Here is a 14,271-nt window from a genome sequence, read left to right as displayed (position 1 = left end):
ATCAGGAATCTAGTTGTTGTAATCTGGAACGTGCACCAAATCTCAAAAGCTCAACCATCACATAACACCACACAAAGATACACGGAACAGCTTTCAATGCATAGTCAAAGATGAACACCCGGGCCGGTTTGGGCATCAGGTCTGTGGGCGACAGGGAGGTGAGCACAAAGGCAAGGATCATCAACCCCATCACCAGCTTGGGGTAGGGCCTCTCGTGCAGCAAAAACCAGATGGCCACGCCGGTGAACGCCACGATGTAGGTAGACGACTCCGTGCTACTGCTGAACAGACAAAGGAAGAGCAACACCGAGCAGAGCATCAGCAACTGAAACGTTGTGTTGCCATAGTGTTTCACCTTGAGGTAGGGTAACATAAAAAGGAAAACACCCGGCAGCAGGAAATAGGTGAGCGGAATTTCGCGGTGCCCGGAAATGCGGCGCACCACGCCCGACACCGAAATGTCCTGGTGACGCGAGATGGCGTTCAACCCGTCCTTAGCCGTTAGCGACACTTGCCAGTCTTTATACGACTGCACCACAAACTCCGGCCCCGAAATGATCATGGGCGCCACAAAGCACACCACGGCCCAGAACGCCAGCGCCCCGATGAGCCGCATCTTGTGTTTGGAGAAAAAGAAAAACGCGAGGCCCGCAATGCTGTAGAGCTTTATGAACGTGCCGGCCATGATAACAAAGGCCGCCCAAAAATCTTTTTCCTTCCGCATCCACACATAGGCGAGAATGATGGTGGCCGCAATGAAGGGGTTGATCTGCTGATTGGAATACGACGTGTAGAGCTCGTTGGTGACCAGCCACAACACGGCGATGATCTGCGACTCTTTGAGCGGCAGTTGCCGGATGGCATAGAAGAGCACAGCCCCGTTGAACATGATCCACAGGCAAATGCCCACCGCGTCGGGCAACACAGCAAAGGGTGCGATGACCACGCTGAAAAACGGACCGTAGTGGTTGGAGTCAAAGTGGTCTTCGGGATAGAGGTCGTAGAGATTTTTTTTCTCCACGGCATGCCAGAACACGCCTTTAAAAATGAGGTAGTTGTTGTAGTTGCGCTTCACGTGTTCGGGACCGCGCAGGTAGTGCTGAATGCCGGCCGCGGTAGCCAACGTGAGCCACACTGCCAAAATGAACGAAGGTTTTGAAAAAATCACCTTCGCCCGGTCCAACTGATTCCTGGAGAAAATCATCTGAGTAGAGCGTTTAGTATAGAAAGACTGGTGGCTCTGTGTATGCGAAGGTACGCGATGGGCGCACCTTCTTTGAAGAAATCATTTCCGGGAACAGTAAAATCCGCCATGCAAAATCAAGTGTTTATACAAGTATTTTAAAACCTATCGTTGCAAAAAAGCCGAACATGGACGGGGTAATTTGTATTCGCCCCTAAAACTACAAACATGATCCATCGGTAGTGACCAAAGGCGCACATTAATTTTATATTTCCCTGCGTATACGTAATTTTTTATAAAATTAGCATACCCTCATTAGGCCTAACCTTTGTTCTTCACATCACTTGCTGCACTGCGCTCTCGAATTGAGGATCAAGCGCTTCCGGTCATTGAACTGATACGCGACCGCGACGTTTAGGTTCCGCATCACGGAACACAAACGAAGCCATAGGGGATAATATTTTTTGACGCTTGGACGATTATCGATGTTCCTGTTATCTTGCGGCCGATGGAGAATTTTGTAGTATCGGCAAGAAAATACCGTCCCACGGGCTTCGATGAAGTGGTGGGCCAGGAACATATTACCACCACACTCAAAAACGCCATCGACAACAACAAGCTGGCCCAGGCGCTGCTCTTCTGCGGACCTCGCGGGGTGGGCAAAACCACCTGTGCCCGCATCGTGGCCCGTCTCATCAACGGCTTCGAGGAAAAAGCCGAAACCAACTCGCTCAACATTTTCGAACTCGATGCGGCGTCTAACAACTCCGTAGAGGACATCCGCAACCTGATCGACCAGGTGCGCTACCCGCCGCAGTTCGGAAAATTCAAAGTGTATATCATCGATGAGGTGCACATGCTGTCAAACGCCGCCTTCAACGCGTTCTTGAAGACGCTGGAGGAGCCGCCGTCGTATGCCATTTTCATCCTGGCCACCACCGAAAAACACAAGGTGATCCCCACGATCCTGTCGCGCTGCCAGATCTTCGATTTTAACCGGATCCAGATCAGCGACATCGCCAATCACCTCAAAAAAATAGCCAAGCACGAAGGCATCCCCGCCGAAGACGAAGCCCTGCACCTCATTTCGCAGAAAGCCGACGGCGCCTTGCGCGATGCGTTGTCTATCTTCGACCTCATGGTCACCTATTCGTCCGGAAAGGGCGTGACCTTCAATGCCACCCTCAGCAACCTCCACATCCTGGACTATGATTATTATTTCCAGGTCGTAGATTCACTGCTCACCCAAAACCATACGCAACCCCTCCTGCTGCTGGACGAAATTCTGCGCAAGGGATTTGACGGACACAATTTCATTGTCGGCCTGAGCGAACACCTCCGCAACCTGCTGGTGTCGCAAGATGCCCGCACCACCAATCTCATGGAGGTGCCCGACAGCGTGAAGAAAAAATATGCCCAACAGGCACAGTCGTCGCCGCCCTCGCTCCTGCTCACGTGGCTGAACATTGCCAACCAGTGCGACATCAACTATAAGGGCAGCAAAAACCAGCGCTTGTCGGTGGAGCTTGCCCTCATGAAGATGGCCAACGTGGGGTCTGTGCTCCAGCTTCAGTATTTGAACCATGCGGGCGATGGATTAAAAAAAAAATTGATGTAAGCTCGGACGAAAGTGCCGAAACACCTCCCCAGGCCACAATAACAGCACCGCCGGTTGTCAACACACCGCCTGTTCCTACTATTCCGCCGCCATCAACACCAGTTCCAACACCGGCAAAAGCGCCACAAGAGGCACCTCCACCAACCGTGGAATTTCCTTCCAGGCAAGACGCTGCACCACGAAAGACAACGCCCAAAACGTTGAATCTTTCCAACATCATGAAGGTGAGCCCCAAGCAGGAGCAACCTGGCGAACAACAGCAACAAACCGAAACACAACCCCGCGCCGAAAATCCGTTCACCCCCCAACAGCTGCAAGCCGCGTGGGACACGTTTGCCGAGCAGCGGAAAAAATACCAGGCCGAATACCAGATGCTTCTCCAGCCGTTCGACCTCCAGGGGAACCGTGCCATTGTGTACCTGCTCAACCCCGTGCAGGAAACCATGCTCGAAAACATGCGCGCCGAACTGGTGACACACCTTCGCGAAACCCTCCAAAATTACTCCATCCTCGTGGTGGGCGAGATGCGCGAAATGGAACAAAAAACCATGCGCTACACGCCGCGCGACAAGTTTGAATACCTCGTGGATAAAAATCCAAACCTGAAAGAACTGAAAGACAGGCTTGGGCTGGACCCTGATTTCTAGACAGCCGTCGGTTAATCTGCCGTTCGCACCTAACAAAACAAGCATGCGCATTTCACTCGACGCTTCCGGGCTTTTTCTCAATGAACATCACGTTCAATTTCCCGTCACCAAAGAGACATTCGCCGAATGGATCGGGCCACCAGACCGCACCGTGACGTTGAAATATAACACGCTGCTCACCTGGGATGCATTGGGTATCTATGCCTTCTCAAAAGATCAAAAAAACATCGATGCGCTTGCCGTGCTGCTGAGCAGCCCGCCACGCTATAAGTATCAACCGGAGCATACCTTTCAAGGCGATATCACGCTGAATGGAAAAAACTTTCAGGCACAGGACTTTGTTGACAACAAGATGACGCTGGGCGGCGTGCTGGCCTATCATGATTTGGATGATGACGAAAAAACATCCGTCTCACTAGCCTTCAGCGTTCCCGAGCCCGAACCGCCAAAAGATCACTCCAAATATGTGCTCACCCCGCGCCAAGGCGACTTCATTGTCTTCAAAGATTTCAACTTCAAGCTGGCCGTGGTGAACATCCTGATGTATGAAAAAAAACTGATCACCCCGGCATTCGATCTCTATGAGTTTGCCGACCTGCATCGCGACAGAAAGATTGACATTGAAAAAGAGGGCTACGCATTTATTGCTGAAGTGACCCGCTACTTCACAGACCTTCAGATCGACAGAAAATTTGCATCCAAAATCACAAAGATCGTTCAGGACGGTGGCGACGAAATCTACGGCCAGCTGCTTCGTTTTTGGGATGGTGAAGACAACACCTTCAACATCGGCAGCGCCGACGACTTCGATCAGTTTCCGAACCTAAAACGCGTCAGTCTCTTTGGCGACACCAGCTCATCGGTGCTTGACGCTTTGCGGGCACGCGGCATTAAGGTGACAGATTCATAGCAAACTTTCTACTGTAAAAAAACACCGCGCGTGAGCGATAGCAGCGGCACCCCGCAGCCCGGTAGGGATGTGCGTGGCGCGAGGAGTATACCGGATAGCGCGACCCCCCGACGGGTCGGGGAGACACGCCCTGATTCCGGTTATTCGTTTTCTAACACAAGGTCGATTTCTTGATGTCGCCTTGTGATGCGGGCCTTTAGTTGCCGATGGGCTTCATGTAGCTGAACCCGATAATGAACGCGCGGTTCACGTTGTTCATGTCGTCGTTTGTTTTTTTCTGCAGGTCCATGAGGCCAAGTTCGTAGCGGAGATCAAGCGAAACGCTGCCGTTGCGTAAAAAATATTCCAGCCTGCCGCCAACGTTGGGGCCGAAGTCGAAGCGCTTGGCGCCGCTTTGGCTGAAGTCGAAATCGTCGCCTGTGGTGCCGGGGTCGAAGCCTTCGGTTTTATACTTGCCGCTGAGCCAATAGGCGGTGTAGACGCCCACGTTGCCGTGGAGCTTGAGGTTTTTCAGCCCGGGAAGAATGAAGGTATAGTCAAACACGATGGGAACTTCCAGGTAGTGCGCCTGCAGCTTGTCGGTGATGGTGTTGCACACTTTGTGATAGTAGCCCTTCTGAATGTATTGCAAATCGAAGGCGACGCCCACGTGCGAATTGATTTGTTTGAATGCGGTGAACCCAAACGTGTAGCCGAGGTTGGACGCTTCCTTCCACGGGGTTTTGGTTTTGTAGTTCGACAACGTGGGGCCGGCTTTCACGCCCACATACCAGATCTGAGCGGAGGCCACGGTGGCCGTGCAGATGAAAAGAAGAAGTAGTGCTGTTCTCATAGGTGGGGTTTAAAAAGGTTCTAAAACAAATTCAAATTCGTCGGCACCAGTCTTGTTGATGTCGCGCTCGATGATGAGCACCAGCTTGCGCGGCGTGAACGACTTGATGATGTAGGGCTCTACAAAACCCGACGCGGGAATGAGTGCAAGCACGGTGCTGTTGTTGCGCAGCTCCCACGTGCCGATGTCGGCCACGCCGCTAGGGTTCACGCGGTTGAAGAGCGAGGTGGTGGCCGTGGTGGGCTCGGGCATCAGGAGCGTGAGCTTGTATTTGCTGAGGTCGGTGGAGATGTCGAGCACGCCGTTGATGTAGGTTTCGGTGAGGCGCCACTCGCCCGACAGCACACACATTTTGGTGGGGCAGTCGGGAATATTCCCTCCGCAGGAAAATTCCAGCGCGAGGAAGGAGACGATGAGCAGTTTGGTGAATATGGATTTCATAGGTAGATGCGATCGAAGTTTTGTAGGCAACACGTTAGTTGATCTTCATGATTTTATAGGCTTGTTTTCTTCCCGGCGTTTCAATCATCAGGATGTTCACGCCGGTGGGAAGTTCGCGCACCGAAAGCACGTGCTCCATGCCGGAGCCTTGCCTTGTGCTGAGTGTGCGGCCGGTGATGTCGGTGAACGTGAAGGTGACCGACGACGCGGCCTCCGCCAGACGCACCGTTAACTCATCGCGCGCGGGGTTGGGATAGAGCGATACGGCTCCCGTGGCGGTCGTTTCGCGACCCGTGATGAGGTATACATAATCTTTCGAGCGCGAGGTGCAGCCGTTCAGCGACAGCTCCACGGCATAGATGCCATACTCATAGAGGTTGATGGGAAGCGATGTGGTGGTGGCCCCGTCAATTGGCTCAGCGTTGTGATACCATTGCAGGGTGCCCGGGGTGGTAGACGGAATGGTTAGCGTTGTGCCGTCGTTCGAAATGGAAATGACCGGTGCCGCCGGGCAGATGTCGTATTCGCCAAAATATTGGCGGGCCTCCCGTCCCATCCCGCCAAAGCCGCCGCCCACAAACAGTTTGTTCGAAGAGGTGGAGAGCGACACATTTTCATAGCCACTGTCGTTGCCCGTGTTGATGTCGGGATTCCATGGGTTGAGTGTGTTGTTGGCCAGCGAGAAAGAAGCCAGGCCGGGGCGGGGCGATCCGTCTACGCTATAGAAGAAGCCGGCCACGTAAACGTCGGTTGTGCTGAGGGCCACGTCGGCCACATAGCTGAAATCAAAATCAGGATTCCACGAAAGGGCGTTGCCGTTGGTGAGGTTTAGCGCAGCCACGCCAGCCTCGCGCACTTGCCCGCCCACGCCTTTCTCGAAGCTGCCGATCACATAGGCCGCTGCGGGTGCCACGCGAATCTTCTTCACTTCGCCAGTGCTCACAGGTGCCCACGAAAGCAGGCTTCCTGTTGTGGCATCAACCGCGGCAAGATTGCTGCGGGTGGTGTTGCCCACCGTGGCAAAATTTCCGCCGGCATACACCGTGTTGCCCACGATGTCGATGGAGTTCACATATTCTGAAATTTCTTTGCCGTTACCCACCTGCGGGTTCCAGGCATTGGCCACGCCTGTGGCCAGATCGATGGCTGCCAGACCGGGCCGTATGGTTGAATTGCTGTTGATGTTGAAGAACTGACCGCCCAGGTAGAGGAGGTTATCTTTTATGCGCATGCTGAACACTTCGTTGGTGGGGTCGGTGGTGCTTACGCCGTTTACCGTGGGGGCCCATGTAGACAATTTGCCGGTGGTGAGATCGAAGGCTGCGAGATTTTTGCGCGCGGTTTTGTTGATGAGGCCAAATTTTCCGCCGATGTAGAGCACGTTATCTTTCACGACGATGGTGTTCACGTGGCCTCCGTTGTCGAAGTCAAAACTAAAGGGCCATGCTTCGCCGGTGGCATCGTCTATCACCGCGAAGCCATTGCGGTTCACCCAGTTCACACCGGAGAAATATCCGCCAAAGAAAATGCTCGCTGCCGTGGCCTCCACCACATAGCCACCGCCAGTGGGCCGTGGTGCCCAGTTGGTGAGCGGTGCAGCGGCGGTGCCGGGCGCAGTCACATCAAGGGCGGCAGCATTTGTGCGGCTGATGCCGCCGATGGTGTTGATGTAGCCCGCGATGTATAAGGTATTTCCAAGCAACGACATGTCCTGTATGTAGTCGCCCGACTGCAGCACCGGGTTCCACGCCAGCAACGAGGCCTTGCCCACATCCAGTGCGGCCAGGTTTGTGCGCGCGGCGCCACCCACCGAATTGAAGTAGCCGCCCACAAACAAAACGTTTCCGTTGGTAGACATGGCCAGGTCATAGACGTAGGCATCCACATTCAAATTGGCATTCCACGATGTGGTGGCGCCGGTGGTGATGTTCACTTGCGACAATCCCTGGCGCGTGAGGCCTCCCGATGTGCTGAACGAGCCGCCAATGTAGACCGTGCCTTTTGCCTGATCGACCAGCAAGGTGTAGACATACGGTGAGTAGGGAGGCAATGCGAGCACGGGTGCCCAGCTGGTGGCGGTGCCCGCCGCATTGATGGCGGCCACGCTGATGCGCGATGCCCCACCGATGGTGGAGAAGCCGCCACCAGCGTAGACAATGTCGTTCGACACTTTGATTACTCTCACGTCACTGCTGGCATTGGGGTTCCAGGCGTTGAGGGCTCCCGTCGAGATGTCGAACGACGCAATGTGGCTACGGGCTTTGCCGGCAATCTCGGTAAAGCCGCCGCCGACGTATAACGTGGTGCCGCTCACGGCGAGGGTGTAGACAACGCCGTTCAGCTCGGGCTTCCAGGTGCGGTCAATAGTTTTGTCTGATTTGATGTGCGCGAGATAGTTTGTTTGCACCGTGTCCACACCATAAAAATAGCCGCCCACAAACCAGCCGCCGGTGCCGTCGGGTGCCACGGCATAAACATCGCCGTTAAATTTTGGCATCGACGCATCCACCACGCCCGTGACGGGGTCGGTGGCCACGCCGTTGCCCGTATAAGGGCCCACTTGCGAGAAACTTCCCGACAGCATAGTGTAGCCGTTGGAATATTCAACGCGGTCCACATAGCCATCGGTAATCCAGTTGTCGGTGCGATGTTCTTCCGACTGTGCCGCGAGCCGCAGGCTGGCAGCAAGCAGGGCGAAGAGAATGATGCGGCTTTTTTTCCAGAGCGTAAAAACAACCATGCAGAAAGAATTTATTTGAACAAGAAAGTTAGGAAATTTATGGGGTGCCCAGGAAATAATTTTGACGTATGTACGTTTCGTTGCACTGAATGATTCCAGGTTTGCAACGCAAGATCTGTGGCGCACCGGCTTCGGAGAGCCGTTCCTAAAATCACCTCATCACCACAAGGCCGTGCAACAGTCAACGCGGTCGAAAACCATCGTAGAATTTCAGGGCGAAGATTTGTCGATGTGTTTATTGATCGTGTATTGACGGGCACTCACGCTCAATCCCATCGCCGTGTTTATGCCGCCACTGACCGCTTGGCGCCCCGACAATTGAATGGCAACACACATAGGGATATGGCAGTTTTTTCTTTAGTTTTGCGACATTGAGAATAAATGGCACAAAACACCTATAAGTCAAATACATTTAAGAAGCCGGAGAAGGAAAAGAAGGGAAAAGCGTCCTCTAAAAGTAAGTTCACCTTAGGATTTTTGAAAGACCCGCGCTTCAAGCTGGCGATTGGGTTTTTCCTGATGATTGCCGGGATCTACCTCTTTCTGGCGTTGTTCTCATACCTCTTCACCGGCCAGGCCGATCAAAGCGTGGTGGAAGCCCACAACGAACCGCTGATCGAATCGGGCAAAGAAGCCGCCAACTGGCTGGGCCTCTACGGTGCCATCACGTCTCACTACTTCATTTTCCGCTGGTTCGGTATCTCGGCATTCTTCATTCCACCGCTGCTGTTCATTGTCGGGTTCAAAATCGTTTTCAACCGCGAGCTCCTGCGCATTTTTTCATTCTCCATCCTGGCCATCTTCACCGGCCTGTGGCTAAGCCTGCTGCTGGGCTACATGACCATGATCAACGACGGCGTGAGCGAGTGGAGTTTCCTGGGCGGAGGCCTGGGCTATTACCTGGCCGTGTGGAGCGACGGCATGTTTGGATGGGGCACGTTCCTCATTCTCATCCTCTCCCTGTTTGTGTTCATCGTGTTCTATTTTAACGTCACGGCCATCCCGCTTTTCGTGAAAGATCCGAAGCCCATGGGCAACGACGCTATCCTCGACGAAGAACAAGACGGCGAAGACGCACTGTTCTCTACCTACACCGACGACAAAGACAACTGGCCCGAACAAGATCCCAAAAAACCTGAACCCGCCAAGCCCGTGGTTGTGCCCAAGCCGCCGGCCGAAGACGTGGTGCTGCCCATGGCCGAAGTGAAACTCGACGTCGGCAAAACCGACATCCCCAAGCGGGAGCCCAAAACGGCAGAGCCCGTATTTACCGTGGAAGAAACTGTGGAAGCCGACACAGACAAGCTGGCCGAACAGCTGGTGCAGGAACAGGGACTCTACGACCCCACCCTCGACCTCAGCGGTTTCAAATTTCCACCGCTCGAGTTGCTGAACGAATACGACGCCAGCAAAGCCGGTGTAACCCAAGAAGAACTTAACCAGAACAAAGACCGCATCGTGGCCACGCTGGTCAACTTCAAGATCGGCATCCAAAGCATCAAGGCCACCATCGGCCCCACGGTGACGCTCTACGAAATTGTGCCCGACGCCGGCATCAAGATATCGCGCATCAAAAACCTGGAAGACGACATCGCCCTCAGCTTGTCGGCCCTGGGCATACGCATCATCGCGCCCATCCCCGGCAAGGGAACGATTGGTATTGAAGTGCCAAACAAGAACCGCGAAATGGTGGGCATCCGCTCAGTGTTCGCCACCAACAGCTTTGCCAAAACCGACAAGGAACTTCCCATCGCGCTGGGCAAGACCATCTCGAACGAAGTGCTGGTGATAGACCTGGCCAAGATGCCCCACTTGCTGGTGGCCGGTGCCACAGGTCAGGGCAAGTCGGTGGGCTTGAATGTGATTCTCACATCGCTCATCTATAAACGCCATCCTTCACAACTCAAGTTTGTGCTGGTCGATCCAAAAAAGGTGGAGATGTCGGTCTATAGCAAGCTGGAGCGCCACTACCTGGCCAAGCTTCCCAACAGCGAAGAAGCCATCATCACCGACACCCGCAAGGTGGTGCACACGCTCAACTCGCTGTGTATTGAAATGGAAAACCGCTACGAGATCCTGAAAGACGCAGGGGCCCGTAACCTGAAAGAATACAACGCCAAATTCGTGTCGCGCAAGCTCAACCCGAAAGAAGGCCACCGCTTCCTGCCCTACATTGTGCTGGTGATAGACGAGTTGGCCGACTTGATGATGACGGCCGGCAAGGAAGTGGAAACACCCATTGCCCGTTTGGCCCAGCTGGCCCGCGCCATCGGCATACACCTGGTGGTGGCCACACAGCGCCCTTCGGTGAACGTGATCACGGGCGTGATCAAAGCCAACTTCCCCGCGCGCTTGTCGTTCCGCGTAACCTCGAAAGTAGATTCGCGCACCATTCTCGACGCCGGCGGCGCCGATCAGCTGGTAGGACAGGGCGATATGCTGCTGTCTTCCGGGTCGGATGTGATACGGCTTCAGTGTCCTTTTGTGGATACGCCGGAAATTGAAAAAGTGGTGGAATTTATCGGATCGCAGCGGGGTTATGACTCCGCCTACATGTTGCCCGAATATGAAGGCGACGAAGAATCCGGACCGTCGAGTGTTGATCTTTCAGACCGTGACGCGCTGTTTGAAGAAGCCGCCCGCCTCATTGTGGGCCACCAACAGGGCAGCACGTCGCTCATCCAGCGCAAGCTGAAACTGGGCTATAACCGGGCCGGCCGGCTCATCGACCAGCTTGAAGCCGCCGGCATTGTGGGCGCTTTCGAGGGCAGCAAAGCCCGCGAGGTGCTCATAAAAGATGAGCTCAGTTTGGAACAATTATTGAATGCATTGAAAGAAAAACATAGTCAATCTTAACTTTACGCACGTTTTTAAGTTTCTAAAGAATGAAAAACCTGATTTTTGCCGCAATCGGCCTCTTTTTGGCTCTTAATGTTTCTGCCCAATACGACTCCAAAGCCCTGGAAATCCTGGAGGCGATGAGTAAAAAATACAAATCCATCCCTGCTTTTGAAGCCAATTTCTCCTACGTGCTCACCAACGATGTGGAAAAGGTGAACGAAGAGTTCAAAGGCAAACTCATCGTGAAAGGCGATAAATTCCGCATGGTGCTGCCCGAACAGGAAGTGATCAACAACGGCGCCACCATCTGGACCTATCTGCCCGAAGCCAAAGAAGTGAACATCGACAACTACGACAAAAATTCGGACGACGTGAACCCCTCCAAGATCTATGAGATCTATAAGAAAGGATTCAAATACCTCTACCTTCAGGACAAAACCGAAGGTGGTGTGCTCTGCGAAGAGATTGACCTGGTGCCCGAGAAAAAAGATGCACAGTATTTCAAAGTGAAAATGTTCATCAACAAAAAAGACAAGAGCATCCAGAGCTGGACCATGTTCGACAAAGGTGGAAACCGCTACAAATACACCATCACCAAGTTCATGCCCAACGCCAAAGTAGAAGACGCGGCGTTCACGTTCGATCCCAAGAAATATCCCGGTGTGGAAGTGATCGACCTCCGATAGGAAGGTCGCGACCCGCACTGCTTCAGGAAGCCCCGACACATCGGGGCTTTTTTGTTTTTGTCCACCCCCAAGTTTCCCTTACTTTAGCAGCGATTTTTCTAACACCGCTTCTATGAACCGCGCCGCCCTCTTCGAACAGATCAAGAAAAAAAATTCCTACCTCTGCGTGGGGCTTGACACCGACCTCGACAAAATTCCCCGGCACCTGCTGTCATCGTCGGACCCTATCTTTGAATTCAACAAACAGATCATCGACGCCACACACCAGTATTGCGTGGCCTACAAACCTAACATCGCCTTCTATGAAGCGCTCGGTCCCAAGGGATGGGAAAGCCTGGAGAAGACGATGAACTACATTCCCGAAGACATCTTCACCATTGCCGACGCCAAGCGCGGCGACATCGGCAACACCTCGGCGCTCTATGCCAAAACATTCTTCGACTACTTTCACTTCGACTCCGTGACGGTGGCGCCTTACATGGGCGAAGATTCTGTGAAACCCTTTCTCTACCCGGACAAGTGGGTGATCCTGCTTGCCCACACCTCCAACCCCGGCAGCAGCGATTTTCAACTGATCGAGTCGGTGGTGACGGGCCGCAAGCTCTATGAAGAAGTGTTGATCAAGTCACAACAATGGGCCACACCCGATCAGCTCATGTTTGTGGTGGGCGCCACGCAAGCCGAAAAAATGGAGAGCATCCGCGCGCAGGCGCCGGAACATTTTTTTCTTGTGCCCGGCGTGGGTGCACAAGGCGGCGATTTGAAAATGGTGTCGAAATATGGCATGAACAAACAATGTGGTCTGCTGGTGAACTCTGCCCGCGCCATCATCTATGCCGGCAACGGCCAGGACTTCGCCCAACGCGCAACGGCCGAAGCCGTGAAAGTGCAGGAAGAGATGTCGAATTACCTCCATAAGTACGCGAATTAAAAGTGATTGCCACAGGCGTTGATTTTGGTGCGGGAATCTTCTAGACTCGTTCCAAAAATCGTTACGCTGTGACCGAATCATTCCTCCACTACCTCTGGCAATTCCAGTATTTCGACAAGAAAGAATTGTGCACCGCCCAGGGCGAACCCATCCAGGTGCTGCATCCCGGCCACCGGAACACACACGCCGGCCCCGACTTCTTTAGCGCCCGCGTGCGCATTGGCCCCATGGAGTGGGTGGGCAGCGTAGAAATTCACATCCACGCTTCCGGCTGGCTCGAACACAAACACAACGAAGACAAAGCTTACGAAAACGTGGTGCTGCATGTGGTGTGGCACAACGACAAGCCTGTGCGCCGCGAGGACGGCACATTTCTGCCCGCCCTTGAACTGAAACACCGTGTGGATGATGCGCTGTTGTTCAGTTTCAAAAAACTCATCTACAACCCCGAAGAAATTCCCTGCGCCGCACAGCTTGACCGTGTGAACGAGATCACCAAAATTTCCATGCTCGACCGCGCGCTCATGCAGCGGCTCGAAAACAAAGCGCGCATCGTCACGGCCTTGTTGCAACGCAACGCCAACAACTGGGAAGAAACCTGCTACCAGTGGCTCGCGCGAAACTTCGGTTTCAAAGTGAATGCCGACCCCTTTCAGCAACTGGCCCGCGCCACCCCCTACAAACTCCTGCTCAAACACGCCGACCATCTGGTGCAGGTTGAGGCCCTGTTGTTTGGACAAGCCGGGTTCCTGGAAACAGACGAAGCCGACGACTATCACCAATTGCTGAAACGCGAGCATAGGCTGTTGGCCCACAAGTATCAGCTCCGCGAAAAGATGTTGAAGAAAGCACAGTGGAAATTTCTGCGCCTGCGCCCCGCCAACTTCCCCACGCTGCGCATTGCACAACTCGCCGCCCTGCTGCACCACCGCCAGCAGTTCTTCGCCATCCTCATGGAAGCCGACAGCCTGAAGAAAATGACCGACCTGTTTTCCACATCACAATCGGCCTACTGGCTGAAACACTACCAGTTTGTGAAGCCTGCGAAAGAACCCGTGAGCACCCTCGGCGAAACCAGCATCGAAAACATCATCATCAACACCGTGGCGCCCCTGCTGGTGGCCTATGGAAAATCGAAAGACGAATTGCTGTATGTGGAGCGCGCGGTGACCCTGCTGCAGAACGTGCATGCCGAGTCGAACATCATCATTCGCCAGTGGAAGAGCGTCGGCATTCCGTGCAAGACAGCGTTTGATTCGCAGGCGCTGGTGGAGCTTTACAACAACTTTTGTTTGAAGCGGCGGTGTTTGGAGTGTGCCATCGGGGCATCGTTGGTGAATCCGCGGCGAAGCCAGATGAGCATTGGATGATGTCGCGTCATTTCCCTTTTCTGTCGCACGCAGATGCCCGCTGGAAGTGGCAACCGAAGTTCACGCTCTCGT

General features: G+C 53.9%; 11 protein-coding genes. 7 read left to right on the top strand and 4 right to left on the bottom strand.

The features are described 5' to 3' along the window. Position 1 precedes the first annotated feature (1 nt). The gene (locus JI741_RS06740; RefSeq protein WP_202008284.1) at positions 2 to 1,204 is read right to left on the bottom strand and encodes a glycosyltransferase family 87 protein; all 1,203 of its coding nucleotides are present in this window, start codon (positions 1,202 to 1,204) and stop codon (positions 2 to 4) included. Between the two features lie 487 nt (positions 1,205 to 1,691). Here JI741_RS06740 and dnaX point away from each other — a divergent pair, with 487 nt between their 5' ends. From dnaX to JI741_RS06725, 3 genes are all read left to right on the top strand, one after another. Beyond that, positions 1,692 to 2,801 (top strand): DNA polymerase III subunit gamma/tau, encoded by a 1,110-nt coding sequence (gene dnaX, locus JI741_RS06735; RefSeq protein ID WP_202008283.1) that lies wholly within the window; start codon positions 1,692 to 1,694, stop codon positions 2,799 to 2,801. A 146-nt stretch (positions 2,802 to 2,947) separates the two neighbouring features. Then, positions 2,948 to 3,448 (top strand): DUF8439 domain-containing protein, encoded by a 501-nt coding sequence (locus tag JI741_RS06730; protein WP_202008282.1) that lies wholly within the window; start codon positions 2,948 to 2,950, stop codon positions 3,446 to 3,448. A gap of 43 nt (positions 3,449 to 3,491) precedes the next feature. Continuing rightward, positions 3,492 to 4,358: a DUF6892 domain-containing protein gene (locus JI741_RS06725; protein ID WP_202008281.1), complete on the top strand. Its 867-nt coding sequence runs from the start codon at positions 3,492 to 3,494 to the stop codon at positions 4,356 to 4,358. Positions 4,359 to 4,554: 196 nt separating this feature from the next. Here JI741_RS06725 and JI741_RS06720 read toward each other — a convergent pair whose 3' ends face one another. Genes JI741_RS06720 through JI741_RS06710 form a run of 3 tightly spaced genes read right to left on the bottom strand, consistent with a single transcriptional unit; the run spans position 4,555 to position 8,371 of the window. Next, a complete protein-coding gene (locus JI741_RS06720) occupies positions 4,555 to 5,190 on the bottom strand; it encodes a porin family protein (RefSeq protein ID WP_202008280.1) in 636 nt (211 codons plus the stop codon). A 9-nt stretch (positions 5,191 to 5,199) separates the two neighbouring features. Beyond that, positions 5,200 to 5,631 (bottom strand): hypothetical protein, encoded by a 432-nt coding sequence (locus tag JI741_RS06715; protein ID WP_202008279.1) that lies wholly within the window; start codon positions 5,629 to 5,631, stop codon positions 5,200 to 5,202. Between the two features lie 34 nt (positions 5,632 to 5,665). Further along, the gene (locus JI741_RS06710; RefSeq protein WP_202008278.1) at positions 5,666 to 8,371 is read right to left on the bottom strand and encodes a T9SS type A sorting domain-containing protein; all 2,706 of its coding nucleotides are present in this window, start codon (positions 8,369 to 8,371) and stop codon (positions 5,666 to 5,668) included. Positions 8,372 to 8,752: 381 nt separating this feature from the next. On the opposite strand from JI741_RS06710, the gene JI741_RS06705 reads away from it, so the two are divergent. The 4 genes from JI741_RS06705 to JI741_RS06690 all read left to right on the top strand — a co-directional run bounded on the left by JI741_RS06705 (position 8,753) and on the right by JI741_RS06690 (position 14,199). Beyond that, positions 8,753 to 11,227, top strand: coding sequence for an FtsK/SpoIIIE family DNA translocase (locus tag JI741_RS06705; RefSeq protein ID WP_202008277.1), 2,475 nt, complete (start codon positions 8,753 to 8,755; stop codon positions 11,225 to 11,227). A 29-nt stretch (positions 11,228 to 11,256) separates the two neighbouring features. Continuing rightward, complete coding sequence (lolA1, locus tag JI741_RS06700) at positions 11,257 to 11,898, top strand: outer membrane lipoprotein periplasmic chaperone LolA1 (protein WP_202008276.1); 642 nt, start codon at positions 11,257 to 11,259, stop codon at positions 11,896 to 11,898. 112 nt (positions 11,899 to 12,010) lie between these two features. After that, positions 12,011 to 12,829, top strand: coding sequence for an orotidine-5'-phosphate decarboxylase (pyrF, locus tag JI741_RS06695; protein ID WP_202008275.1), 819 nt, complete (start codon positions 12,011 to 12,013; stop codon positions 12,827 to 12,829). A 68-nt stretch (positions 12,830 to 12,897) separates the two neighbouring features. Next, positions 12,898 to 14,199: a DUF2851 family protein gene (locus JI741_RS06690; protein WP_202008274.1), complete on the top strand. Its 1,302-nt coding sequence runs from the start codon at positions 12,898 to 12,900 to the stop codon at positions 14,197 to 14,199. The last annotated feature ends 72 nt before the right edge of the window (positions 14,200 to 14,271 follow it).

Origin of the sequence: Chryseolinea lacunae (genome assembly GCF_016735595.1) — a bacterium.
GTDB lineage: Bacteria > Bacteroidota > Bacteroidia > Cytophagales > Cyclobacteriaceae > Chryseolinea > Chryseolinea lacunae.
Note: the sequence above shows the minus strand (reverse complement) of the source record. Positions and strands in the feature narration are given on the sequence as shown.

Coding starts and splice junctions, on each gene's coding strand:
- JI741_RS06720 (WP_202008280.1), bottom strand. CDS start 5,190: ATGAGAACAGCACTACTTCTTCTTTTCATCTGCACGGCCACCGTGGCC.
- JI741_RS06740 (WP_202008284.1), bottom strand. CDS start 1,204: ATGATTTTCTCCAGGAATCAGTTGGACCGGGCGAAGGTGATTTTTTCA.
- JI741_RS06710 (WP_202008278.1), bottom strand. CDS start 8,371: ATGGTTGTTTTTACGCTCTGGAAAAAAAGCCGCATCATTCTCTTCGCC.
- JI741_RS06715 (WP_202008279.1), bottom strand. CDS start 5,631: ATGAAATCCATATTCACCAAACTGCTCATCGTCTCCTTCCTCGCGCTG.
- lolA1 (WP_202008276.1), top strand. CDS start 11,257: ATGAAAAACCTGATTTTTGCCGCAATCGGCCTCTTTTTGGCTCTTAAT.
- JI741_RS06705 (WP_202008277.1), top strand. CDS start 8,753: ATGGCACAAAACACCTATAAGTCAAATACATTTAAGAAGCCGGAGAAG.
- pyrF (WP_202008275.1), top strand. CDS start 12,011: ATGAACCGCGCCGCCCTCTTCGAACAGATCAAGAAAAAAAATTCCTAC.
- JI741_RS06725 (WP_202008281.1), top strand. CDS start 3,492: ATGCGCATTTCACTCGACGCTTCCGGGCTTTTTCTCAATGAACATCAC.
- dnaX (WP_202008283.1), top strand. CDS start 1,692: ATGGAGAATTTTGTAGTATCGGCAAGAAAATACCGTCCCACGGGCTTC.